Below are 22,573 nucleotides of genomic sequence, written 5' to 3'. Positions count from 1 at the left end.
TCGGCAGTATAGCGGTCGGGCCAACCGGCGTTAGGTGAAGGTTTTAGTAAAGATGAAAATCGAGAGATGTATTCCCGGAACACTTAAGCTCGCCCTACTTCTGTCCAGTTCTGTGAGCCTGGCGCAATTCTCCGACGACGAAGAGAGTCTGCTGGACCTGTACGGCAACGAGGACATGATCAGTATCGCCACCGGCAGCCAGCAACTGATAGCCAAGGCACCGGCAGTGGCGACAGTCATCACGGCAAAGCAAATTCACAATATGGGCGCAACCGACCTCGACGAGGTGTTGGAGACGGTGCCGGGGCTGCATGTCTCGGTGCGCGCGGCCGGCTACAACCCCATCTATACTTTTCGCGGTATCCATGCCGACCTCAACCCGCAAATACTGATGCTGGTCAACGGTATTCCCATTACCAACCTTTTTCACGGTGACCGCAGCGTGGTATGGGGCGGGATGCCGGTCAACTCAATCTCCCGCGTCGAGGTTATTCGCGGGCCGGGTTCAGCGATCTACGGTGCCGACGCTTTTGCCGGCGTGATTAACATTATTACCAAGACGGCTGGCGATATCGATAAAACCGAGACGGGTATTCGGGCCGGCTCTCACAATACACGCGACGCCTGGCTGGTGCACGGAGGCGATATCGGCGCAGCGGAATTTGCGTTTGTGCTCGAATATCACGACACCGACGGCCAGGATGAAATCATCGATATCGATGCGCAGACCTTTCTCGACACGGTATTCAATACCGATGCCTCGCTGGCGCCGGGGCCGCTCAGCCTGATGCGCCAAAGTCTCGATATGCGTTTTGATCTGCACTACAACAACTGGAACTTTCGCGCCGGCTTGCAGCACCGCGACGATCTGGGAATCGGCGCCGGCGCCGGCCAGGCCCTCGATCCCAATAACCGCTACGCCAGTGACCGCTGGAGCGCCGATCTCACTTACCGCAATGCCGAAGCGTTCGAAAACTGGGATGTCACCGCGCAGGTGAGTTATCTCAATACCACCCAGGAAATTGAAGAAGATTTAGTGATCTTTCCGCCGGGGTCCAATACCGGCTTCGGTGTCATGCCCAATGGCCTGATCGGCAACCCCGAGGTATACGAGCGCCACTACCGGGCCAATTTTTCAGCCTTTTACGACGGTTTCTCCTCACACACACTGCGCGTGGGCGGCGGGGCCTACTACGGCGATCTGTACCGAGTCACCGACCACCGGAATTTTGGTGTCAATCCCGCCACCGGGCTGCCGCTGCCGCCGGACAGTCCGGTCATCGACATCAGCGATACGCCTTTTGCATTTTTACCGGAAGAGGACCGGGAAAACTATTTTGTCTTCGTGCAGGATATCTGGAAATTCACCAACGACTGGGAACTCACCGCCGGGGTCAGATATGACGATTACTCCGACTTCGGCAACACGGTGAATCCGCGTTTGGCACTGGTTTGGTCAGTCACCAACAATCTAACCAGTAAACTACTGCTCGGCCGTGCCTTTCGAGCCCCGTCCTTCGCCGAGACGCTAAACGCCAACAATCCCTTGACCCTGGGCAACCCCGACTTGGAGCCGGAAACTATAGAGAGCTTCGAGCTGGCCTTCGATTTTCGTGCGTCGGAAACTGTCAGCTACGCGGTCAACCTCTTCAGCTACACCTGGGACGACATCATACTGTTTGTTCCAGACCCCGGCGGGGCTTCCAGCACCGCCCAAAATGCCGGTAAACAAACCGGCCAGGGCCTGGAACTGGAGACCAGTTGGCAACCGACCACCAACCTGGAGTTAAAAGGTAATTACGCGTTTCACGACACCACTAACGAAGACACTGACCAGGACGCCGCCAACTCGCCGCAAAACCAGCTGTATTTGCAACTCGACTGGCAGTTTGGATCGGGCTGGCATTTAAACACGCAACTCAACTGGGTGATGGATAGAAAGCGGGAGCCGGGAGACAATCGGCGGGACATCGACGATTACCGCAAGGTGGACTTGACTATCAGGCGCCGCAGCGCCCACGACAATTGGGAAGTATCCTTCGCCGCTCGCAATATTTTCGACGCCGATATCAGAGAACCGAGTCTGGCGGGGACACCCTCAGCCTCCATCCCCAACGACTTACCGATGGCCGGTCGCCACTACTTCGGCGAGCTTCGCTACCAGTTTTAAGGGCACAACTGGCACGGGAAGCCATGCATGAAAAACAGACTGACAGGCCCCTGGCATCTCTGTGAAAAGTCGTCTATACAACCCCGCGAGGGCTTTGCATCGACAGCAACTCGTTGTTCCGCAGGCTACTGCTGCAGGGACTGTTGTTTCGGGAATTGTTGCTTCGAGAATCAGTGTTTCGAAGACTGTTATTCAGAGGACCGCCATTCTTGCACCACGTTACTGGATTGATTCTCTCAGCTATGCTCAGGGTATTGACGCCGGTGATACTGGTGGCATGGACACTTTGCGCCACCGCCGCCGACCCCAAAGTCGTTATCTACTACCCCGATATGCGCGAACCCTACCGCAGCATCTTCCTCGATATTATCGAGGGCATCGAGGCTGAGCTGAAAGTAGCGGCGCAGAGAATTCCGCTTAAAAAAGGCCAGGCACCACCAACTTTTGCCAGCGCCAACAATCCCGTGATCGTGGCACTGGGCAAACGCGGGTTGAAGGCCGCCCACGGCTCTACCCATCCGGTGGTGTTCGGCGCGGTTAACCTGAATCCCAGCCAGATACCGGACAATTTCGGCGGCATTCTGGTCGAACCCGACCCGGCGGTGATGTTCGAGACACTGCGGCGTCTGGCACCCGAGGCGCGGCGGATTCACGTCGTTTTTCACACCAAGCGGTCCGGCTGGCTGTTGCAGCAGGCGGCCCAATCGGCGCAGCAGCAAAACTTTGTATTGAAAACCTATGCCGCTGCCGACCTGCGCGAGGTCGCCAACCACTATCTGGATATCTTCAAAGCCGCAAAAGCAAATCAAGACGTTATCTGGCTGCTGGAAGCGGCATTTTCACGGGACAAAACCATCGTCAACAATATTCTCGAGCAGGCCTGGAGTCATAACGCGCTGGTCATCACCAGCAACCCGGGGTATGTGAAGCGGGGCGCGCTATTCGCTTTCTACCCCAACAACAAGGCCATGGGCATACAACTCGGGATGATCGCCCAGCGCAGGCTCGCCGGCGAGGCGGTGCCCAAGGCCGCCCCGTTAAGCGACCTGCTGCTGGCATTGAATCGACGCACAGCGGACCACCTGGGCCTGAAATTCCCGAAATCTGAAAAATTCGATTTGATCTATCCGCCGCGGTAGCGAGGCAGACGATGCAGATACAGTACCAGTCAGTCAACGAGAGGCCGACCATGTCTAAGTCACCGGATAAAACCTGGTCCCGCCTCAGCTTTCGCCAACAACTGGTCTTAACGTTCAGTCTCGGCATTAGCTGTCTGGCCATCACCTCGTCACTGGTTATCTCATCTGTGTCCAACAACACGGTTTACGAACAGATGTTAAACGAGGGCCGCCAGGTCACCGAGGCCTTTGCAGAACAGGCAACACTGTCACTGTTATACCGCAGCCCCGACAGTGCCGAGGAGTCGGCCCAGAGCACCCTGGCGTTTCCGGACGTTGCCGGTGTCACCATCTATACGCCCGACAGAAACACACTCTACCATTTCGGTGCCAGCAACCCCGCCACTGACAATGCGAAAAACCTGCCGGTCGCCGAGCAAATCTACACAGAGAACGACGACGCCTGGTTTTTTTCCGCACCGGTCTATGCGGGAGAAACCCTGGAGGAGGATGTAACCGGCGGCGGTTCCCCGTTTGACACTGAGACATCACTGCGCGAGTTGATCGGCTTCGTCGAAGTGGTGGTCAGCAAAGACAGCCTCAAAGCCATGAGCGTGAAGATCTTGCGCAGCAATCTGCTGGTGGCCGGGGGCTTGTCGATTTTCCTGCTGCCGCTGCTGTTGATGATCACCCGTCACGTGACCCAACCGATCAAAAACCTCGCCCAGATTATGGGACGGGCGGAACAGGGACAAACCGATGTACGGGCGCAGTTGCAAGGCCCCAAAGACATCATCGAGATGGAGACCGCTTTTAATACCATGATGTCGGAGCTGCAGTCGCGGGAACAGGAATTGAAGCGCGCCCGTGACACGGCGCTGGCGTCAGCCCAGGTCAAGGGGGAGTTTGCGGCAACGGTGAGCCATGAGTTACGCACCCCGATGAACGGCATCATGGGTATGTTGGAACTGCTGCACGGAATGGGTCTCAGCGATAAGCAAGAGGAGTACATCAAGGTGGCCCGCACCTCGGGCGAGTCACTGCTGGCATTGATTGACGACATCCTGGACTTCTCGAAAATAGAGTCCGGAAAAATGAAGCTGCACCTGACCGATATCGATCCACGGGAAATGTTGCAGGATATCGTGGAGTTACTCACCACCCAGGCCCGCCAGCGCGATGTCACCCTGCACTGTGACACGGCAGCGCCGGTACCGGCAAGCATGCGCGGCGATTCCGGTCGTATCCGCCAGGTGCTGATCAATCTCACCGGTAACGCCATCAAGTTTACCGAACACGGCTCGGTAACGCTGCGCCTGAGCCTGCGCGCCAGTGACAACACACTGCTCAACGACGCTCCGGAGGAGCTGTATTTCGAAGTGGAGGATACCGGTATCGGTATACCCGTCGAGGCGCAACAGCGCATCTTCGAAGCCTTTGCCCAAGCCGACAGTTCCACCACCCGCAAATATGGCGGTACCGGTCTGGGCCTGGCGATCTGTGGCCAGTTGGTGGAGCTGATGGGGGGCAACATCGGCGTCCACAGCCAGCCCGGCCAGGGCAGTACTTTTTGGTTTTCCATTCCCCTGGAAGCCGGCGTCGGCGCAGTACCGGTAAGGGAAATCGACCACACCAAACTGGTGGGCCTGCGCATACTGCTGGTCGGCAACGATGCCGAGCCTATCGAACACCTGGAAAAATCGCTGCTCGACTGGGAGACCTTCCACCGCACCACCAGCAACGGCCAAACCGGCCTCAGCGCACTGCAAGCCGCGGCGGCCCAGGGTCGACCTTTCGATCTGGTGATTATCGACACGCCCATCGACGACCTGTCGATCACCGAATTTATCGAGCGCATGCACAGTGAGGAGACACTGCGCAAAACCCACATCATCCTGCTGGGTGAGCCGACCGGGGAGGCTGCTGTCGAGACCGCCTCGGCTACCTGGCTGCCGCGCCAGCCGCAAGCACTGGCACTGTTTGATGCTATCGACCAACAGCTTTCCAAGCGCCCGGCCAAAGCTCCCCGCAAAGTGGCGCCGGCCGCAGTCGAAGCCGCAGTCGCCGCCACAGTGCTGATCGCAGAAGACAACACCGCCAACCAGCAAGTTGCCCTCGGTATGCTGGAAAGGCTCGGCCATACAGGCCACCTGGCCGGTGACGGGGAGGAGGCGATAACGCTGCTGCAGCAACAGCATTTTGACCTGGTGTTGATGGATTGCATTATGCCCGGTATGGACGGCTACGAAGCCACCCGCTTGATCCGCCGCGAGGAGACCGACAGCAACCGCATACCGATCATCGCCATGACCGCCAACGTCGGTCCGAGCGACCGCCAGCGCTGCCTGGACGCCGGCATGGACGACTATCTGACCAAACCGGTAAACCTGGCGGACCTGCAGACTGCGCTGGGCAACTGGCTCGGACAGGCGGCTGCGCCTGCCGATGAGCCGGCCGCCGATATGCCTGCCGCGACCCAAACCGTCGACTCAACCGGCACTGCCCCGCAGCCAGACACGGCAGACATCGAGCAACTGCCGACGCTCGATACGGCAACCATCGACAAACTGCGGGAACTGGTGGGCAAGCGTTTTCAAGCCATGCTGGAGGCATTTCTCGAAGACACGCCCCGCCACATAGAGAACCTCAAAACCGCCGTCAACGAGGAGGACGCCGGGAAGATTCACGCCCTGTCACACAGTATCACCGGCAGTGCCAATAATCTGGGCGCTGTCAGGCTGGCCCGCTTCAGCCGGGATCTGGAACAGCTAGGGGCCGCGCGGCAGATGGCCGGCACCGGCGAATTGGCGGCACAGATCGAGTGTGAATACCGTTCGTTGGTGGAGCTGCTGACCCAACAGTTGGCGCAGCAACCGCTGCAGGAGACCGCACCATCAGAACAACCGCCGGCAATACCCGACCAACATCGCATACTGGTCGTCGACGATGAAAGCAGTGCCCGCCTGGCACTGCACGGTATCCTGGAGCGCGACGGCTACGCCATTTCCGAGGCCAAAAACGGCGCTGAGGCCGTTGCCGCCTGCAAGCGCCAGAGCCCGGACCTGGTATTAATGGACGCGATGATGCCGGATATGGACGGCTTCACCGCCTGCCAGCGCATTCAGACATTGGAACTGCCATCGACGCCGCCGATCTTGATGGTCACCGCACTGCAGGACGAGGAGTCGATTGAGCGGGCCTTTGCCAGCGGCGCCACCGATTTTATTCCGAAGCCGGTCAACCTGACGGTGCTGCGCCAGCGGATCGCGCGACTGCTGAAAACCAACAGCGCTGAGAAAACCGCCCACCAACTCGCCTACTACGACAGCCTCACCAACCTGCCCAACCGCACCCTGTTTTTGGAGCGCGCCCGCGAACTGCTGCAGCAGGCCGAAGCCAAGCAGCAGATGATGGCCCTGATGTTTTTGGACCTCGACCGTTTCAAACTCGTCAACGATACCCAGGGCCACGACGCCGGCGATCTGTTGTTGAAGACGGTGTCATTGCGACTGCAGGGCAGTATCCGCGGGGCGGATATCGTAGCGCGCCTAGGGGGCGACGACTTTACGATTTTGCTGAACGATATCGAGTCACCGGAGACGGTCGTCAGGGTCGCGGAAAAAATCTGCCGCCGACTGGTCCAGCCGTTCGCTTTCCTGGCCCAGCAGGTCTACGTCTCCGCCAGTATCGGTATCGCCCTCTACCCGCAAAACGGCGGCAATATCGGCACCCTGATGAAACATGCCGATACCGCCATGTTCAGCGCCAAGGCGAAGGGCGGCGGCGCCTTCCAGTTTTATGAATACGGCATGGCAACGGAGATATCCCGCCAGTTGGAACTGGAAAGCGAGTTGCGCCAGGCGCTGCAGACCAATGAGTTGGTACTGCACTATCAACCGCAGATGGATTTGCTCACCGGCAAGCTGGTGGGTATGGAGGCGCTGGTGCGCTGGCAACACCCGCAGCGGGGGTTGCTGCCGCCCTCGGAATTCATTCCGCTGGCGGAACAGTCCGGACTGATCAACGCCCTCGGCGACTGGGTATTGCTCCACGCCTGCCGGCAGCAAAAAGCGTGGCTGGATCAGGGCATTGTGCCGCTGCCGGTAGCGGTGAACGTCTCCGGCCGACAGTTGGGCGGCGATGTGTTGTTCAATAAAATCAAGGACATTCTGGCCGAGACCGACATCCCCCACAACCTGTTAAAACTCGAGTTGACCGAGGATACACTGGCAGACAGCAATCAGGAGATCGTCGAGCAGCTGCAACACCTGAAAAGTCTCGGCGTCACTCTGGCGATCGACGATTTCGGCACCGGCTATTCCTCATTGAGTTATCTCAAACAGTTTCCGGTAGATACCCTGAAGATCGATCGCACCTTCATCAAGGATTTGCCCGACGACACCGACAGCGCCGCCATCGCCGGCAGTATCATCGCCCTCGGTCACCGTCTCGGTATGAAAATCGTTGCCGAAGGCGTCGAGACCGAAGCGCAACGAGACTTTCTCAAGCGCGAGGGCTGCGACGTTGCCCAGGGTTACCTGCTGAGTCGGCCACTGCCGAAACCGGAGCTGGAGTCCTGGTTGCAGGCACGGGTCAAGGAAGACGGCGCGGCCTAGCGCGGAGCGCGGTTGGGCTGCGCAGTTTCCGGCGGGTTGACCGACTCAGAGCGTCTCTTCGAGTTCGGCCCCTTCTTTCTCCGGCACCATCAGGTCTTCCTTGCTGATATTCATCAGCAGCAGCACATTCGGCACCACGTAGACCGATGAATAGGTCCCCACAAAAATACCGGCAATCAACGCCGTGGCAAAGCCGCGGATGAGTTCACCGCCGACCAGAAACAACGCCAACAACACCAGCAAGGTGGTGGCGGAGGTGACCAAGGTGCGGCCCAGTGTCTGGGTCAGGGAGATATCGATAATCTCCTCGGAGCCCTTCTTGCGCACCTTGCGAAAATTCTCTCGAATCCGGTCCGAGACCACAATCGTATCGTTGAGCGAGTAACCGATCACCGCCAGCACCGCCGCCAGCACGGTGAGGTCAAAGTCGAGGTGCAGCAGCGAAAACAGCCCCAGCACCACCAGCACATCGTGGGCCAGTGCGGCGACAGCACCGACGGAGAACTTGAACTGAAAGCGCATCGCCACGTAAACCATCACCACTGCCAGTGCAAACAGCAACCCCAGGCCGCCGTCATCGCGCAACTCCTCGCCCACCTGGGGACCGACAAATTCGCTGCGGCGCAACTCGGCGGGCTGCCCGGCGGCCGCGGCCAGCCCCGCAATCAACTCGCGAGTTACTATCTCCTCAAGGCTGGTTTTGAGAAACACCACCAGGTTGCCGTCGTCATCGGTCTCGGTAAAGACATTGCCGTACCTGGCAACCGGAAACAGGGCCACCGGATCGCCGGCGAGCGCGGGGGCACCGCGAATCAGCAAGCGCTCGACATATTGATCGCTGTTGATGCCTTTGCTGTCGAGTTCGACCTGCGCACCTTCGGTCAACGCCGTCAGATCGCGCTGCAGTTGCTGTACGCCGATATCTTTCAACGCCCCCTGCAGGCGAATCAATACATCGACGTCAGTGCCGAAGTGCACCACCGAGGTATTCCTGATGGACTGCTGCTCCAGCGTCGCCCGGACTTTCTCCAGCTCCACCGGCTGCTCGAAGCCGACCTCCAGTTGCGTGCCACCGGTAAAATCCAGCCCGAACTGCAGCCCGTTGACCGCCAGGGACGCCACCGCTCCCAGCAACAGTATTGCGGAAAACACCGCAGCGATCTTACGCTGCGCCATAAAACGAATTACTTTCATCTCAGCCATTGGTTTACGCCCCCACTAGATCCACAACTTTTGCACGTTACGCCCGCCGTAGATCAGATTGATCAGGGCCCGGGTGCCCATGATAGCGGTAAACATCGAGGTTAGAATGCCGATTGAAAGGGTTACCGCAAACCCCTGCACCGGTCCCGAGCCGATGGCGAACAAAATCACCGCGACAATCAGGGTGGTGATATTGGCATCGAGAATGGTGGTAAACGCCCGTTCGAAACCGGAGTTGATCGCCGACTGGATCGGCAGGCCGTTTTTAAGCTCCTCGCGAATCCGCGAAAAAATCAATACGTTGGCATCCACCGCCATACCCACCGTCAACACGATACCGGCGATACCCGGCAGCGTCAGGGTGGCGCCGAACATCGACATACAGGCCAGCAACAGCAGCAGGTTCACCGCCAGGGCGATATTCGCCGCCAGGCCGAACACCCGGTAGTAGACCAGCATAAAAACCAACACCAGCGACAGGCCGATCTGCACCGACTTGACCCCCACCGCGATATTCTCCGCCCCGAGCGACGGGCCTATGGTGCGCTCCTCGACGAAATACATGGGCGCGGCCAGGGCACCGGAGCGCAGCAGCAGCGCCAGTTCCGAGGATTCGGCCGGACTGTCCAGGCCGGTGATGCGAAACTGCACCCCGAGCGCGCTCTGGATGGTGGCCAGACTGATGATCTTTTTCTCCACCGTCTGGGTGGGAATGGCGATTTCCTCACCGGCGGCGGTGGTCTGGTAGTCCATGCTGGTTTTATACTCGATAAACAGCACACCCATGCGCCTGCCCACATTGGTACGGGTAGCGCGGTTCATCTTCTTGCCGCCGATACCGTCGAGGCTGATGCTGACCTGGGGCTGATTGGTTTCCGGGTCGAAATTCGACTGGGCCCCGGAGACGGAATCGCCGGCGATAATCAGCTTGCGCTCCAGCCAGGCGGTGCGCCCGGCGTCGCGCTCGCTGCGAAACTCGAACAGCTCCTTGCGCGAGGCCAGGGCTTTCGGTTCCGCTTCCAGCCGGAATTCCAGATTGGCGGTCTTGCCGATAATGCGCTTGGCCTCCGCTGTGTCCTGCACGCCGGGCAGTTCCACCACTACCCGGTTGCGCCCCTGGCGCTGCACCAGCGGCTCGGAAACCCCCAGCTCATTGACCCGGTTGCGCAGCGTGGTGAGGTTCTGGTTGAGGGCGTAGTCCTCGATCTCGCGCACCGCCACATCCGTCAGCCGCGCATAGATATAATAGCCGTCGCTGTCGTCCTCACTGACCCGCTCCAACTGGTTGAATTCACTGCGGATAATGTTGTTTGCCTGATCGCGCAACTCGTCGGATCGGAAGCGGGCCACGATAACATTCTCCTGATTGACCACGATCGACTGGTAGCGGGCCTCGCCGCGCAACTGGTCTTTGATTTCACTGACCAGGGTTTCCAGACGCGTGGCCACAGCGGTATCGGTATCCACCTCCAGCAGGAAGTGCACGCCGCCGGCCAGGTCCAGCCCCAGCTTCATCGGTGCCGCGCCCATCGACCTGAGCCAGCCCGGCGTGGTGGGCGCCAGGTTGAGGGCGACGACGTAGTCCTCCCCCAACACCCGTTGAATACGCTTTTTGGCCGCCAACTGCTGCTCCCGGTCCTCGAGGCGGATCAGCACCGAATTATTGTCCCCCACCACGGCGCCGAAGTGGGCGATACCGGCGTCGGACAGGGCCCCGGTAGCGCGGTCGAGCACCCGCTGATCAATTTCCATAGCGCTCGATTGACCCGAAACCTGCACCGCAGGGTCGGGGGCGTACATATTGGGAGCGGCGTAGATAAACCCCAGCACGGCCACAAAGAGAATAAGAAGGTACTTCCAGAGGGGGTAGCGGTTTATCATAGAGGGTACCTTAGCCGTGTAATCTTTGTGGTATCTGGCCTGATATGGGGCCGTTTCTTGGGGTTAAAAGGGGGTTTAGAGGTTTGGATATTTCCTCGGGGTCGTGCCAACCGACCCGGCCCCTGCCCAAGAGCAGGACTTAGGGTTCGAGACACGCCGTATACCCATCCCTGGGGGCTCTGGTTCGGCATCCATGCCTCACAAGGTCTCGAACCCTAAGTCCTGCTCTTGGGCAGGGACCTACCACCGTAGCTCTACCGATACTTCTCAACGGTATTTTATCAACTGCGGTGGTAGGTTCGACTTGAGGGCGCGCTTCTAGAAACCTTCTGAGGCATGGATGCCGAAGAGCCAAACGTAGGTGCCTTAGGCAAGCCCCCAGGGATGGGTTTACGGCGTGTTTCTAGAAGCGCGCCCTCAAGTCGGACCGGATCGGTTAGCACAACCGCCCCGACAATCCCTACCAATTCTGGCCAGCGATTATAGCGGTTTCCCCTTCTACCACAATGGCCCAGACCACTAACCGGCCCGCAATTCGGGTACAGACTGGCCCAACCCACCGTAAAACGTCTCAAGGAACCCATCCAGCCGCCCGCCGGCGATGGCCTCCCGCAGCCCGGCCATCAGCGCCTGGTAGTAATGCAGGTTGTGAATCGTATTGAGCTGCGACCCCAGGATTTCACCGCATTTGTCCAGATGGTGCAGGTAGGCGCGGCTGAAATTCGCGCAGGTATAGCAAGTGCAGTCCGGGTCCAGGGGGCCGGTATCGTGACGGTGGCGGGCGTTGCGAATCTTGATCACGCCGGCACCGGTAAACAGGTGGCCGTTGCGGGCGTTGCGGGTGGGCATCACACAGTCGAACATATCCACACCCCGGCGCACGGCCTCGACGATATCTTCGGGTTTACCCACACCCATCAGGTAACGCGGCTGCGCCGCCGGCATCAGAGGTGTCAGTTCCTCCAGCACCCGCAGCATTTCGGCTTTCGGTTCCCCCACCGAGAGACCGCCGATAGCATAGCCGTCAAAGCCGATAGCCGTCAGGCCGGCCAGGGATTCGGCGCGCAACTCCGGGTACATGCCCCCCTGCACTATGCCGAACAGCGCCGCCGCACTGTCGCCGTGGGCCGCTTTACTGCGGGCGGCCCAGCGCAGCGACAGCGCCATGGAGTCGCGCGCCTCGGCGGCGGTGGCCGGATACGGCGTGCATTCATCGAAAATCATCACAATATCGGCACCCAGGTCGCGCTGGACCTGAATCGATGTTTCCGGGTCCAGATAGACCGGGCTGCCGTCGATGGGCGATTTGAAGGAGACCCCCGCCTCCGTAATCTTGCGCAGCTTGCCCAGGCTGAATACCTGAAAACCGCCCGAGTCGGTCAGGATCGGGCCGGGCCATTGCATAAAGTCGTGCAGATCGCCATGGGCCCGCACCACCTCGGTACCCGGTCGCAACATCAGGTGAAAGGTATTGCCGAGAATGATCTGGGCGCCGGTGGCGCCGATATCCCGCGGTAACATGCCTTTGACACTGCCATAGGTGCCGACCGGCATAAACGCCGGGGTTTCCACTACCCCACGGGGAAAGTGCAGGCGCCCGCGGCGCGCCCCTGCAGCCTGACCGGGCGTGTCCAGCTCAAACCGCATATGGCAAGTGCGCATCAGCCCGGGTACCCGGCGCGCCGGCCGGGCATATCGTCGCCGGCGTTGGAATTGCGGGTGATAAACATGGCATCGCCATAGCTGAAGAAACGATAGCGATTTTGCACCGCCTGGCGATAGGCCTCCAGCGTGTGGCGGTAGCCGGCGAACGCCGACACCAGCATCAACAGCGTTGACTCCGGCAGGTGGAAATTGGTTACCAGGGCGTCCACCACCCGATAGCGGTAACTGGGATAGATAAAGATATTGGTCTCGCCTTGATAGGGTTGAAGCTCACCGCTCTGGGCTGCCGTCTCGAGACAGCGCACGCTGGTGGTGCCCACGGCGATCACCCGCTTGCCCGCCGCCCGGGTGGCGCGCACCTGCTCACAGACCGCGGCGGATACCTCCATGATCTCCGAGTGCATATTGTGCTCGTGAATATTGTCCACCCGCACCGGCTGGAAGGTACCCGCGCCCACATGCAGGGTCACAAAGGCAATCTGGACGCCGGCAGCCCGCAGTTGCTCCAGTAACTCGGCGTCGAAATGCAGACCCGCGGTGGGCGCCGCCACCGCGCCCTGGCGGTGTCCGTAGACAGTCTGGTAACGCTCACGATCGGTCACCTCATCGGCCCGGTCGATATAGGGCGGCAGGGGCATATGGCCGATGTTCTCCAGCACCTCCAGTACCGGCTTGGCGGGCGGGAAGCGCAGCTCAAACAGCTCCTCGTGCCTGGCCACCACCGCCAAAACAGTGCCGTCTTCAAGCAGGATATCGGTGCCGACCCGGGGCGATTTACTGGCCCGGGTGTGAGCTAACACCCGGTTATCGGGCAGGACCCGCTCGATCAGAATCTCGACCCGCCCACCGGTGGGCTTGCGCCCGAATACCCGCGCCGGTATCACCCGGGTGTCGTTGAAAACCATCAAATCCCCGGGCTGCAGGCAATCGAGAATATCCGGAAAACGGCGGTGGCTGACCTGCCCCGAGGGGCCGTCAAGGACCAATAGACGACTGCCGCGCCGCTCGGCGGCGGGCGCGCGGGCGATCAGTTCGTCTGGTAAGGTGTAGTAAAAATCCTGGCGACGCATAGACTGTGCTTGACGGACACATCCGCTAAACTGGTGATCGTTGAGGGCGGGTAGAGTATCGGAAAACCGTCACTTTGGCTACCGGCCGCAGATAAGGCGTTGACCCGGGTAGAACCGCTGCTATAATCTGCGCCTCTGAGAAGCCAGAGTGGTGAAATTGGTAGACACGACGGATTCAAAATCCGTTGCCTTAACGGGCGTGTCGGTTCGAGTCCGACCTCTGGTACCAGTAAAATCAAGGGCTTACGTAATATGGCGTAAGCCTTTTTGTTTCTAGCCTGCAAAAGTGTCAACAAAGTGTCGACGCAGTTTCACGCTTGCCTGAGTACTTGTTTTCCTTCATTACTGTTAATTGCTCAAGCTGGCAGTCAAAAGCGCTGGCAAGTTTCTCCAGTCCCCGTTTCTGCTTTTTAGCTTCCGAGTTTTCCAACTGTTGGTAAGCGGATTGTGAAATATTTATTTGGTCAGCCACGTCCCGCTGGCTTTTATTTCCGAACAGCCGCCACGCCTTAAACGGGAGGCCATACAACTCGGTGGCGGGACAACTGCGCCACCGTGCCGCATCCCAATTGCCTCATGATCTGCTGCAGTTGCATCTTCAGGCTGTTAATCGTGTGTTCCCCACCCCTCTTCCCAAGCGCCGCAACACCGTAAACAAAGGTGCGCCCGAGAAACGTAAAGTCTGCCCCACAAGCCAGCGCACTGGCGATATTGGGACCGGAGCGCAGGCCACTGTCCATGAAAATTTTTATTTTTTCGCGGTATTTCGGTGCTATACGTTGCAGTGCCCTGATCGACGATTCGCCAATGTCCAACTGTCTGCCGCCATGGTTGGATATCACTACAGCATCGGCGCCGAGTTCAACGGCCTTATCGACGTCGTATTCGCTGGTCAGTCCTTTTATCACCAAGGGACCTTTCCACATATCCCGGATAGCTTTAAGGCCCTCAGAATCCACGGGACCCATGACCGTCTTATTCATAAAACCAGCCAGTTCGGTAGCGAGCAGGTTTTTCGGCATATAGGGTTTAAGCGTTTGCATTTCCGGCTTCCCTGCCCGCGCGGTCTCCAGTAACCAGCGCGGTCTGGTTAGCATCCGGATAATGTTTGACCAGGTCATAGTGGGGGGCATCGCCAATCCGTTTTTGATATCGCGCGGACGAAAGCCGAAGGTAGGAACGTCGACGGTCACAACCAGCACCCGGTATCGGGCCGCGGAAATACGCCGCAACAAGTCTGTTCTGGTGGCACTGTCGGTAGGGTTGTAGAGCTGGAACCAGGCATTGCCTTGGGTAATTTCGGCGATGCGCTCAAGACCGGCCGAGGAGACTGTACTCAATACAAACGGTATATTCCCCTCCGCAGCCGATGCGGCCAGTATTTCTGGGCATTTCGGCCACATCAGCCCCTGTAAGCCAACCGGCGCAATGCCGAAGGGCGCGCTGTATCGATGCCCAAACAGTTCGACACTCAAATCACAGCTCACAGCGGGCTTGAGTAATTCACTGTGAAGCTGAACGGCCTGTATATCATCTCGATTGCGACGTACCCCGACCTCTTCATTACAACCACCCTGGAGATAGTCGAACGCGAAAGCGGGCATTCGTTGTTGTGCCCGGCGTTCCAAGTCTGCGCTGTCAGGGTAAGCGGAATTAAAATAGTCACTCATGGTTAGCTCCATCCAAGGGCTACAGCCAGTGCCAATCTTCGGCTCGACAGCGAACAAGTGGGCCTGAGCTGTCTCTATCCGGACGAACGCCCGTATCGATAGTGACTTTCCGCGCGATATATCAATTTATTCACTATCGCCTGAGGCCTCACAGGTCACACTAGTCCAGCCATTGCTCCGCTATTATTGTACCACTGGGCTTCTTTGTTAAGCCCCGTCCATTGATTTGGTTTTTTGTTGAAGCCGGTAGACACAGGCGTTCGCAAACGCGCCGGGTGAATTGTCAATGGGTGGCTGCTTCAGCCCATGAGTTTGATATCAGACTTTCCCGGCAATACCGGTTTCGGCTGCCAATCGGTGCTCGGCTCTCCCCATAAAAATCCCTGGCCTTCATTACACCCCAACTCTTTGAGTCTCTGTTTTTGCGCGTCGGTCTCGATGCACTCCGCCACGACATTCAATTCCAACGCCCGGCCCAGCGAGACAATAGCCTTGAGCACCGCCTGGTCTTTAGGGTTGGTATCAACATGGCGGATAAACGCACCGTCAATTTTCAATGTATCGATAGGTAACCGGCTTAAATAACTTAGCGAAGAAAAACCCGTTCCAAAATCATCTATCGCAATGCGAATACCGAGGTTTTTCAATGCCGTCAACCGCTTTTCCACCTCTTTTAGGTTTTCCAGCAGCATGTGCTCCGTAATTTCAATTTCCAACCGATGTCCTGGAACTTTGTATTCCTCCAGAACAGCCACTAAGGTCGAACCCAAAAAACAGTCATCATTAAACGAACGACCCGAGAGGTTGATACAAATGCTCAGCCATTCATCCCGATCCTGCCACTGCTGTAGTTGCAGGCAGGCCCGACGCAACACCCATTCGTCGATTTGTGCAAGCAAACCTGACTCCTCGGCCATGGGAATAAAATCGGCCGGCGATACGGCTCCCAGCGCAGGGTGATGCCAGCGCAACAGTGCTTCCACCGAGCTTATGCGTCCATTGAGAAGATTAACTTTGGGCTGGTAAGCCAGCGCAAAAGATCCCGCAAGACCCTGCAGGGTTTCTTTTAACGACATTTCCTGTTCATAAGCCTGCTGCTGTTGCCGTGATAACAGGGGAGAAAAGAAGTGGTATTGATTACGGCCTCTATTCTTGGCCTCATACATCGCCATATCGGCATTCTTGAGTAATTGGCTCGGCGTAGTTCCGTGGCGCGGGTAGCAGGTTAAGCCCATACTGACACCCACTGAGCAGGTTTTTTGTCCGAGATTGATCGGAACATTGACCAGGTCGATCACCTGTTGGGCAATCTTGGCAAGGTCGGCTTGCCGATGCGTCTGGCGCAGGATCAAAGTGAACTCATCTCCCCCCAGTCGCGCCGCCGTGTCACTGTCTCTAATCAATGTCGACAGCCGCTTGGAGACCGTACGCAACACTTCATCTCCGGCGCCATGTCCCAGGGTATCATTGACAGATTTGAATCTGTCCAGGTCGAGAAAACACAGGGTAAAGCATTCATTGTTGCGCTGAGACTGCAACACCGCCTGACTGAGGCGATCGAGGAATAGTAAACGGTTAGGCAAGCGGGTAATAGGGTCATAGTTCGCCAGAAGATGCTCGCGATCCCGAATAGCTTCTATACCCAATTTCAACCGATGTCTCTCCACCGCATGACGTAAAGTTCTAACAATCAGGCTGCTGTCGTGCAGGTAACGCTTTGAAATGTATTCTTCAACCCCTACATGTACGGCCTGCAGGACCAGTTCGTCATCTTCGCTACCCGACAGGATGACCACCGGCGTTTTACAAGCGGCCTTGAGCAGGTCGTTAACCGTGTCGAGATTTCTCGAATCGGGAAGGTTGAGGTCCGTCACAATGACATCGAAAGAGGTATTCAGGAGACAGCCGATAGCATCTTTCACCTCCGTCGCTATGGTGCAACTGAAATGTTGTAGATAACTGTCTTCCAATGCTTCGCGAAAGAGTTTGCTGTCGTGCGGATCGTCTTCGATAAGGAGAACGCGGACGCCTTTTTCGTCTTGGGCCATGACTATCAGTGCACATCGCTTAAAACAATAGAGTAATTTGCCAAGTATAGGCGACAACTGGGGGTAAACCAGCGCTACCAACAGCTACTTACACAACAAGACCTACGGCGCGAATTGGTTTGCCAGGCGGTGTTCGCTGGACAATAGGAGGATATGGGCTACGCTTAAGGCGGTATGGCTCGGAGGCCCAATCTGTGACCACAGGTTATTTTACGGACTGTAAAAAATGTAATGCGCCGATGTTGTTATTCAACAGGAGGGGCTGTGCGCGAATAAGCGATACGCAGCAATATTGCCCAAGTATCGTCATGGCCGCCCGCGGGCCCTGGTTGGTGGCGACAAGGTACCCAGTACGCCGCCGCGGAAACCTGGACACTGCATATCAACTTACGAAGACACCCTTGCGAATACGCGAGATTTGGCGTCAATCCGCTGACAGCACGAGCGAGGCCTGACCTTGCCTTCGCGTTTTTGGATCAGTATTGGTGGTTTTCTCTCGGCCGCAGCAATTGCGATTGTCGCAATCGTGCAGGCGTTTCCCGATCCTGCGCCTACCCTGCAGTTCAATCTCACAACTCATAACCAGCACCCGATGACTGAGCGGGAGCTGGTGGGGCGCCCAACATTGCTGTTTTTGGGTTTTACGGCCTGTCCCCACGTATGCCCAACCACACTCGCCCGGCTGTCCCGGGCTCTGGAGTCACTGGATGCACAGAGCCGGAACGTGAATGTCTTGTTTGTCACTGTGGACCCGCACACGGATACGCCGGAACGAATGGCGCGGTATTTAAAGCAGTTTCACCAGCAAATTATCGGTCTCAGCGGCCCTGATAGGTCGCTGCAACAGCTCTACAGTCGCTTGCGTGCTTATGTCAAAAAGCTACCGGGGACCACACAAGGGTTTAACCACAGTGCGTATTTGTATGTTTTCGACGCCGACGGCACGCTGAGTGGCCACTTGAGCGGTAGCAGCAGTGTGGAAACACTCAGCGCCCAAATCCAGCAGCTACTGTCCCACCATGAGGAAACTCTCCATGCCAGACTGGAATATTACCCTGATTGATACCCTGACCAATCTGTTTAGTACAGAGCGTTTCATGCCGCATGGGTACTGTTTTTTGTGGCAACAGGAATTGCTTTGGATGCATGTGATCGGCGATATCGCCATCGCCATCGCCTACTTTTCAATTCCGATTACAATTCTGTACCTGCTGCGTAAAAACAGGCAGACCATGCCCTACCGCTGGGTTTTTAACATGTTTGCAATCTTTATTTTTTTATGTGGCGCCACACACCTGATTGAACTTGTCACCCTATGGTACCCCATCTACTACCTTGAGGGGTTAATGAAAGTTCTCACTGCAGCCGTCTCCGTCGCCACAGCAATTATGATTTTCCCCTTGATCCCCGCTCTTATGAAAAAGTTTTCACAACTGAGTTCCCTGACACAGACTGCAGAGCATGTCGACTGATACAGCTCGTTTCGCTACCGCCGGCGAAACACTCACCTATTTTCGGGTGCCGGTTATCACCACGGCAGCGGGCGTACTGATCAGTATATTTCTCTTTATGTGGAGCATCCAAAGTGGACTCACACGTCTAAAATCAGACTTCGAAAAATTTTCTGTATTTGAATCCAAAGCGTTGGAAATGCAGCTCCAGCAGCACGTTTTACATGCTGAACTGCTGCGCAGCTTTTTTGATGTTTCGGAATTTTTCTCGCAAAAGGAATTTACTGACTATGCGGAGCCGTTGTTTTCAGACCCGGCCTACAGTTACGTAGCTTGGGTGCGTTACCGGCCGGATCAAACCTACGAAACAGTCTACTCAGTCGGCACCAAGGCTCCGGCACTCAGCGACGCCCGCCTGCCGACACTGGACTCCGTGGCCCACAAAGGCGCTGTAGCGTATGAGAAACACGAAGACGGAGCCACAACGCTGGTTATTATGCTCCCTTTAGATAATGGTGAAAACGCACGGGGCCTGATAACAGTTGCATTGGATCTGGGATCGATAATTATTGAGACGCTGACCTGGAAAAAACACCAAAAGCGCGCTTATCTGTACGACGAGACTGACCTCGGAATGCCAGTTTACCGCCTCAGGCCGATGGATAGCAATGCCGAAACCTATCGCAATCAGCTTGCCGGCACTGATGACTACAAAACAACGGAACGTTTCGCCATTTATCATATTCAGCAATCCATTTCAGTCCTCAATAGAGACTGGAAAATTCTTTTCATCCCAACCTCCGAGTACTTCTCCAGCGCTGCGGAGTATGCCTCGTGGTTGGTTCTGTTGCTGGCACTTCTCATTACTGGACTGGTGGGGTATAGCGCCTTTAGATATGCCAGCGATAATCTGCGCATCACACAGGAAGTGAAACGTCAAACCGACGTAATCAATGAAAGTCAACGACGCCTGCGTGAGAGTGAGGAGCGCTATGATATCGCCGTGCGCGGCTCCAGCGTCGGCCTATGGGATTGGAACTTAAAAACTAACCAGCTGTATTGGTCAGAACGCTTCAAGAATATCATCGGTATCGATGACAACCAGTTTATCCGGCACTTTAGTGAATTTGAGAACCGACTTCACCCAAATGATCACGCCGCAGTTCTGCACGCCTTGGAGCGGCACTTCGCCGATAGAGAGCCCTTCGACACAGAGTATCAGTTAAGGCACAGCGCCGGACACTATGTCTGGATTCATACCAGTGGTCAAGCAGTGTGGGATAAAGAAGGCCAAGCCACTCGCATGGCCGGTTCTGTACAGGACATTTCAGATCGCAAGAAATCTGAAGAGCGGTTACACGACGCCTATCGCTTTCAAAAACTCGTGTTTGACACCAACCCGCTACTACTGTTTGTAAAGGACGCTGCGTTCAAAATCGTTGACGCAAATCAGCATTTTATTAATATGTATCCGCGCGCAATGCACGACGAAATTATCGGCCACACCACACTGGAAAAGTACAGCAAAAAAGATCGACAAGATTTTCTTGAGATGGATCAAAAGGCGTTTGAAGAGGGGTACTCCCGAGTCGAGGAAACTTTCACCACACCCAGCGGAGAGATCAAAATCTACGACACGCAAAAAATTCGCTTCCACAACACCCGTGGTGACCGTTTTATCCTGGGGGTTGCACTTGATATAACGGAACGTGAAGCGTTGATTCAGAAACTGGTCTCCTCCAACGAAGAGTTGGAACGTTTCGCTTATATCTGTTCTCATGACTTGCAGGAGCCGCTGCGCATGATCCGCAGCTTTTCCGAGAAACTTCTGCGCCATATGGATGACAAGCTCCAGAATGACACCAAAGCCCGGCGTTACTTTGGTTACCTCACTGAGGGCGCGGCCCGCGCTCAAAACATGATCGCCGACATCCTTACTTACGCCAGTGTAGATCGAGATACGCAAAAACCCGAAAAGGTTTCCCTCAGCGAACTGATCGATGTGACGAAAAGCCATTTGCAAGCCAATCTGGAAGAAAGCAGTGGCTGTATCACCTATGATTCCCTACCGGAAGTCTTAGGGCACAAAACTCAACTTTACCAACTGCTCTCGAATCTTATTGGTAATGCTTTAAAATATCAGAAGACTAACACCAGGCCAAAAGTTCATGTCGGTGTTTGCGAGCTGGACAGCCACTGGCAAATCGCGGTGAACGACAACGGCATAGGTATGGACAAGCGGCATCTGGTCAGAATTTTCGAGGTATTTCAAAGACTGCATCACACTGACGAATATGCAGGTACGGGCATTGGTTTGTCAATCTGCAAGAAAGTAGCAGAGCGTCACGGAGGGAGGATTTGGGTCGAATCCGAAAAAGGCGTCGGTTCCACCTTCTACTTTACGCTGCTAAAGTCAGCTGATTAGCCAAGTAATCCAAGGGGAGGCATTGAACGATGAATACAAAACTTGCCGAGATTCTACTGGTCGAAGACAACCTGGCCGATATCGATCTCACACGAGATGCATTTGCGGAGGCCAAGTTGCGCAACAACCTGCACGTCGTGCGCGATGGCGAAGATGCCGTAGACTATTTATTCAAGCGCAATAAATTCAAGTCTGCAGTAACGCCTGATATCATTTTACTGGACCTTAACATGCCCAAAATGGATGGTCGGGAAGTTCTAAAGATTATCAAGAAAGATGCCAATTTACGCCGTATCCCAACTATTGTTTTAACCAGCTCGCAGGCCGATACGGATGTTATAGAGAGTTATGACTTATACGCCAATTGCTACATTGTCAAACCGATCGATGCCACTAAATTTATCAATGTAGTGCAACAGGTGGAAAACTTCTGGGTGGAGGTCGTATGCCTGCCTCCTAAGCCGGTGTAACCAGGAGGGGCGGCATGTTGAGAAAGCCGGTGGATTCGGTGACGCAAACGCAGGCAAAGTACGAGGCCTTGAAGGCGGAGTACCAACAGTTCGCCTATGTTGTCTGTCACGATTTAAAATCACCTTTACGACACATCGATGGTTTCACCAAGCGCATTAAGAAGCGCTTGAAGGATACATTGGACGAGAAGAGCCGGGAAGATTTCGCGGTAGTGGATAACAGCGTTGCGCGCGCCGAAGCGTTGTTGGAGGCACTGCTGGCGTTTTCACGCTTAAGCACCACAGAGGAACCCCTCGGCCCGGTCGACTGTAACGCACTCGTCAAGCGGACGCTAACGCAATTATTCGACACAGATGGGGGCGAACAACTAATAGCGGGACCACTACCGGTAATTGACGGATACAGGAAACAGTTGGCGACACTTTTTTATCACCTCTTGCATAACGCAAAGCACTATCAGCCAGCGGGCCAAGTCCCGGCTGTCTCGGTGGCCGCAGTTGAGATAGAACACTATTGGCAATTTACGCTCACTGATAACGGTATAGGCATTGCAGCTAATAGAATCGGTCGAGTTTTTGACATATTCACCCGGGCGGCTCGTGAAACCGATTACCCCGGTCTCGGCCTGGGGCTTACCCTGGCAAAAAAAGTGGTGCAATGTCATGCCGGAGAAATCCGGATCGAGTCAGAAGAGGGAAAAGGTACGACTGTATTTTTTACCCTGTCAAAATACTTGTCAGCAGATCGCGCAACGCAGCGCTCATCATCATAACGGGACAGCCACC

The 22,573-nt window shown here is 56.3% G+C and carries 15 protein-coding genes and 1 tRNA gene; 9 read left to right on the top strand and 7 right to left on the bottom strand.

Features of this window, described 5'->3' with window-relative positions; genetic code table 11:
• Positions 1–52 precede the first annotated feature (52 nt).
• The 3 genes from FKG94_RS02315 to FKG94_RS02305 all read left to right on the top strand — a co-directional run bounded on the left by FKG94_RS02315 (position 53) and on the right by FKG94_RS02305 (position 7,904).
• Entirely contained in the window at positions 53–2,170 is a 2,118-nt protein-coding gene (locus FKG94_RS02315; RefSeq protein WP_142902548.1) for a TonB-dependent receptor plug domain-containing protein, read from the top strand.
• Positions 2,171–2,379: 209 nt separating this feature from the next.
• On the top strand, positions 2,380–3,309 hold the full coding sequence (locus tag FKG94_RS02310) for an ABC transporter substrate-binding protein (RefSeq protein ID WP_142902547.1): 930 nt from the start codon (positions 2,380–2,382) through the stop codon (positions 3,307–3,309).
• Positions 3,310–3,359: 50 nt separating this feature from the next.
• A complete protein-coding gene (locus FKG94_RS02305; protein WP_179957449.1) occupies positions 3,360–7,904 on the top strand; it encodes an EAL domain-containing protein in 4,545 nt (1,514 codons plus the stop codon).
• 45 nt (positions 7,905–7,949) lie between these two features.
• On the opposite strand, the gene secF is transcribed toward FKG94_RS02305, so the two are convergent.
• From secF to queA, 4 genes are all read right to left on the bottom strand, one after another.
• Positions 7,950–9,107, bottom strand: a complete 1,158-nt coding sequence (gene secF, locus FKG94_RS02300; protein WP_142902545.1) for a protein translocase subunit SecF — start codon at positions 9,105–9,107, stop codon at positions 7,950–7,952.
• Positions 9,108–9,122: 15 nt separating this feature from the next.
• Positions 9,123–10,988, bottom strand: coding sequence for a protein translocase subunit SecD (gene secD / locus FKG94_RS02295; RefSeq protein WP_179957448.1), 1,866 nt, complete (start codon positions 10,986–10,988; stop codon positions 9,123–9,125).
• A 519-nt stretch (positions 10,989–11,507) separates the two neighbouring features.
• Positions 11,508–12,635: a tRNA guanosine(34) transglycosylase Tgt gene (gene tgt / locus FKG94_RS02290; protein WP_425460021.1), complete on the bottom strand. Its 1,128-nt coding sequence runs from the start codon at positions 12,633–12,635 to the stop codon at positions 11,508–11,510.
• A gap of 14 nt (positions 12,636–12,649) precedes the next feature.
• Complete coding sequence (gene queA, locus FKG94_RS02285) at positions 12,650–13,723, bottom strand: tRNA preQ1(34) S-adenosylmethionine ribosyltransferase-isomerase QueA (RefSeq protein WP_142902543.1); 1,074 nt, start codon at positions 13,721–13,723, stop codon at positions 12,650–12,652.
• Positions 13,724–13,865: 142 nt separating this feature from the next.
• Here queA and FKG94_RS02280 point away from each other — a divergent pair.
• Positions 13,866–13,952: transfer RNA gene (locus FKG94_RS02280), tRNA-Leu, on the top strand.
• A gap of 60 nt (positions 13,953–14,012) precedes the next feature.
• On the opposite strand, the gene FKG94_RS02275 is transcribed toward FKG94_RS02280, so the two are convergent.
• The 3 genes from FKG94_RS02275 to FKG94_RS02265 form a co-directional block, all read right to left on the bottom strand.
• Positions 14,013–14,252 carry a helix-turn-helix domain-containing protein gene (locus FKG94_RS02275; RefSeq protein WP_142902542.1) on the bottom strand — a complete coding sequence of 80 codons (240 nt, stop codon included), beginning with the start codon at positions 14,250–14,252 and terminating at the stop codon, positions 14,013–14,015.
• Positions 14,233–15,393: an alpha-hydroxy acid oxidase gene (locus FKG94_RS02270; RefSeq protein ID WP_142902541.1), complete on the bottom strand. Its 1,161-nt coding sequence runs from the start codon at positions 15,391–15,393 to the stop codon at positions 14,233–14,235. The genes FKG94_RS02275 and FKG94_RS02270 overlap by 20 nt, the downstream gene beginning before the upstream one ends.
• Before the next feature lie 299 nt (positions 15,394–15,692).
• Complete coding sequence (locus FKG94_RS02265; protein ID WP_142902540.1) at positions 15,693–17,441, bottom strand: putative bifunctional diguanylate cyclase/phosphodiesterase; 1,749 nt, start codon at positions 17,439–17,441, stop codon at positions 15,693–15,695.
• Positions 17,442–17,898: 457 nt separating this feature from the next.
• Here FKG94_RS02265 and FKG94_RS02260 point away from each other — a divergent pair, with 457 nt between their 5' ends.
• The 5 genes from FKG94_RS02260 to FKG94_RS02240 are packed head-to-tail and all read left to right on the top strand — an operon-like array spanning position 17,899 to position 22,560.
• A complete protein-coding gene (locus FKG94_RS02260) occupies positions 17,899–18,504 on the top strand; it encodes an SCO family protein (RefSeq protein ID WP_179957446.1) in 606 nt (201 codons plus the stop codon).
• Positions 18,476–18,913 (top strand): hypothetical protein, encoded by a 438-nt coding sequence (locus FKG94_RS02255; protein WP_142902538.1) that lies wholly within the window; start codon positions 18,476–18,478, stop codon positions 18,911–18,913. The genes FKG94_RS02260 and FKG94_RS02255 overlap by 29 nt, the downstream gene beginning before the upstream one ends.
• Positions 18,903–21,317, top strand: a complete 2,415-nt coding sequence (locus tag FKG94_RS02250; protein WP_142902537.1) for an ATP-binding protein — start codon at positions 18,903–18,905, stop codon at positions 21,315–21,317. The genes FKG94_RS02255 and FKG94_RS02250 overlap by 11 nt, the downstream gene beginning before the upstream one ends.
• A gap of 29 nt (positions 21,318–21,346) precedes the next feature.
• Positions 21,347–21,787, top strand: coding sequence for a response regulator (locus FKG94_RS02245; RefSeq protein ID WP_142902536.1), 441 nt, complete (start codon positions 21,347–21,349; stop codon positions 21,785–21,787).
• Between the two features lie 14 nt (positions 21,788–21,801).
• Positions 21,802–22,560, top strand: coding sequence for a sensor histidine kinase (locus tag FKG94_RS02240; RefSeq protein ID WP_142902535.1), 759 nt, complete (start codon positions 21,802–21,804; stop codon positions 22,558–22,560).
• Positions 22,561–22,573 lie beyond the last annotated feature (13 nt).

The sequence above is a fragment of the Exilibacterium tricleocarpae genome (genome assembly GCF_007004655.1).
Taxonomy (GTDB): Bacteria; Pseudomonadota; Gammaproteobacteria; order Pseudomonadales; family Cellvibrionaceae; genus Exilibacterium; species Exilibacterium tricleocarpae.
This window is presented reverse-complemented; position numbering and strand designations above follow the sequence as displayed.

Coding starts and splice junctions, on each gene's coding strand:
- FKG94_RS02270 (WP_142902541.1), bottom strand. CDS start 15,393: ATGAGTGACTATTTTAATTCCGCTTACCCTGACAGCGCAGACTTGGAA.
- FKG94_RS02245 (WP_142902536.1), top strand. CDS start 21,347: ATGAATACAAAACTTGCCGAGATTCTACTGGTCGAAGACAACCTGGCC.
- FKG94_RS02315 (WP_142902548.1), top strand. CDS start 53: ATGAAAATCGAGAGATGTATTCCCGGAACACTTAAGCTCGCCCTACTT.
- secF (WP_142902545.1), bottom strand. CDS start 9,107: ATGGCTGAGATGAAAGTAATTCGTTTTATGGCGCAGCGTAAGATCGCT.
- secD (WP_179957448.1), bottom strand. CDS start 10,988: ATGATAAACCGCTACCCCCTCTGGAAGTACCTTCTTATTCTCTTTGTG.
- FKG94_RS02305 (WP_179957449.1), top strand. CDS start 3,360: ATGTCTAAGTCACCGGATAAAACCTGGTCCCGCCTCAGCTTTCGCCAA.
- FKG94_RS02255 (WP_142902538.1), top strand. CDS start 18,476: ATGCCAGACTGGAATATTACCCTGATTGATACCCTGACCAATCTGTTT.
- tgt (WP_425460021.1), bottom strand. CDS start 12,635: ATGCGGTTTGAGCTGGACACGCCCGGTCAGGCTGCAGGGGCGCGCCGC.
- FKG94_RS02240 (WP_142902535.1), top strand. CDS start 21,802: ATGTTGAGAAAGCCGGTGGATTCGGTGACGCAAACGCAGGCAAAGTAC.
- FKG94_RS02265 (WP_142902540.1), bottom strand. CDS start 17,441: ATGGCCCAAGACGAAAAAGGCGTCCGCGTTCTCCTTATCGAAGACGAT.
- queA (WP_142902543.1), bottom strand. CDS start 13,723: ATGCGTCGCCAGGATTTTTACTACACCTTACCAGACGAACTGATCGCC.
- FKG94_RS02250 (WP_142902537.1), top strand. CDS start 18,903: ATGTCGACTGATACAGCTCGTTTCGCTACCGCCGGCGAAACACTCACC.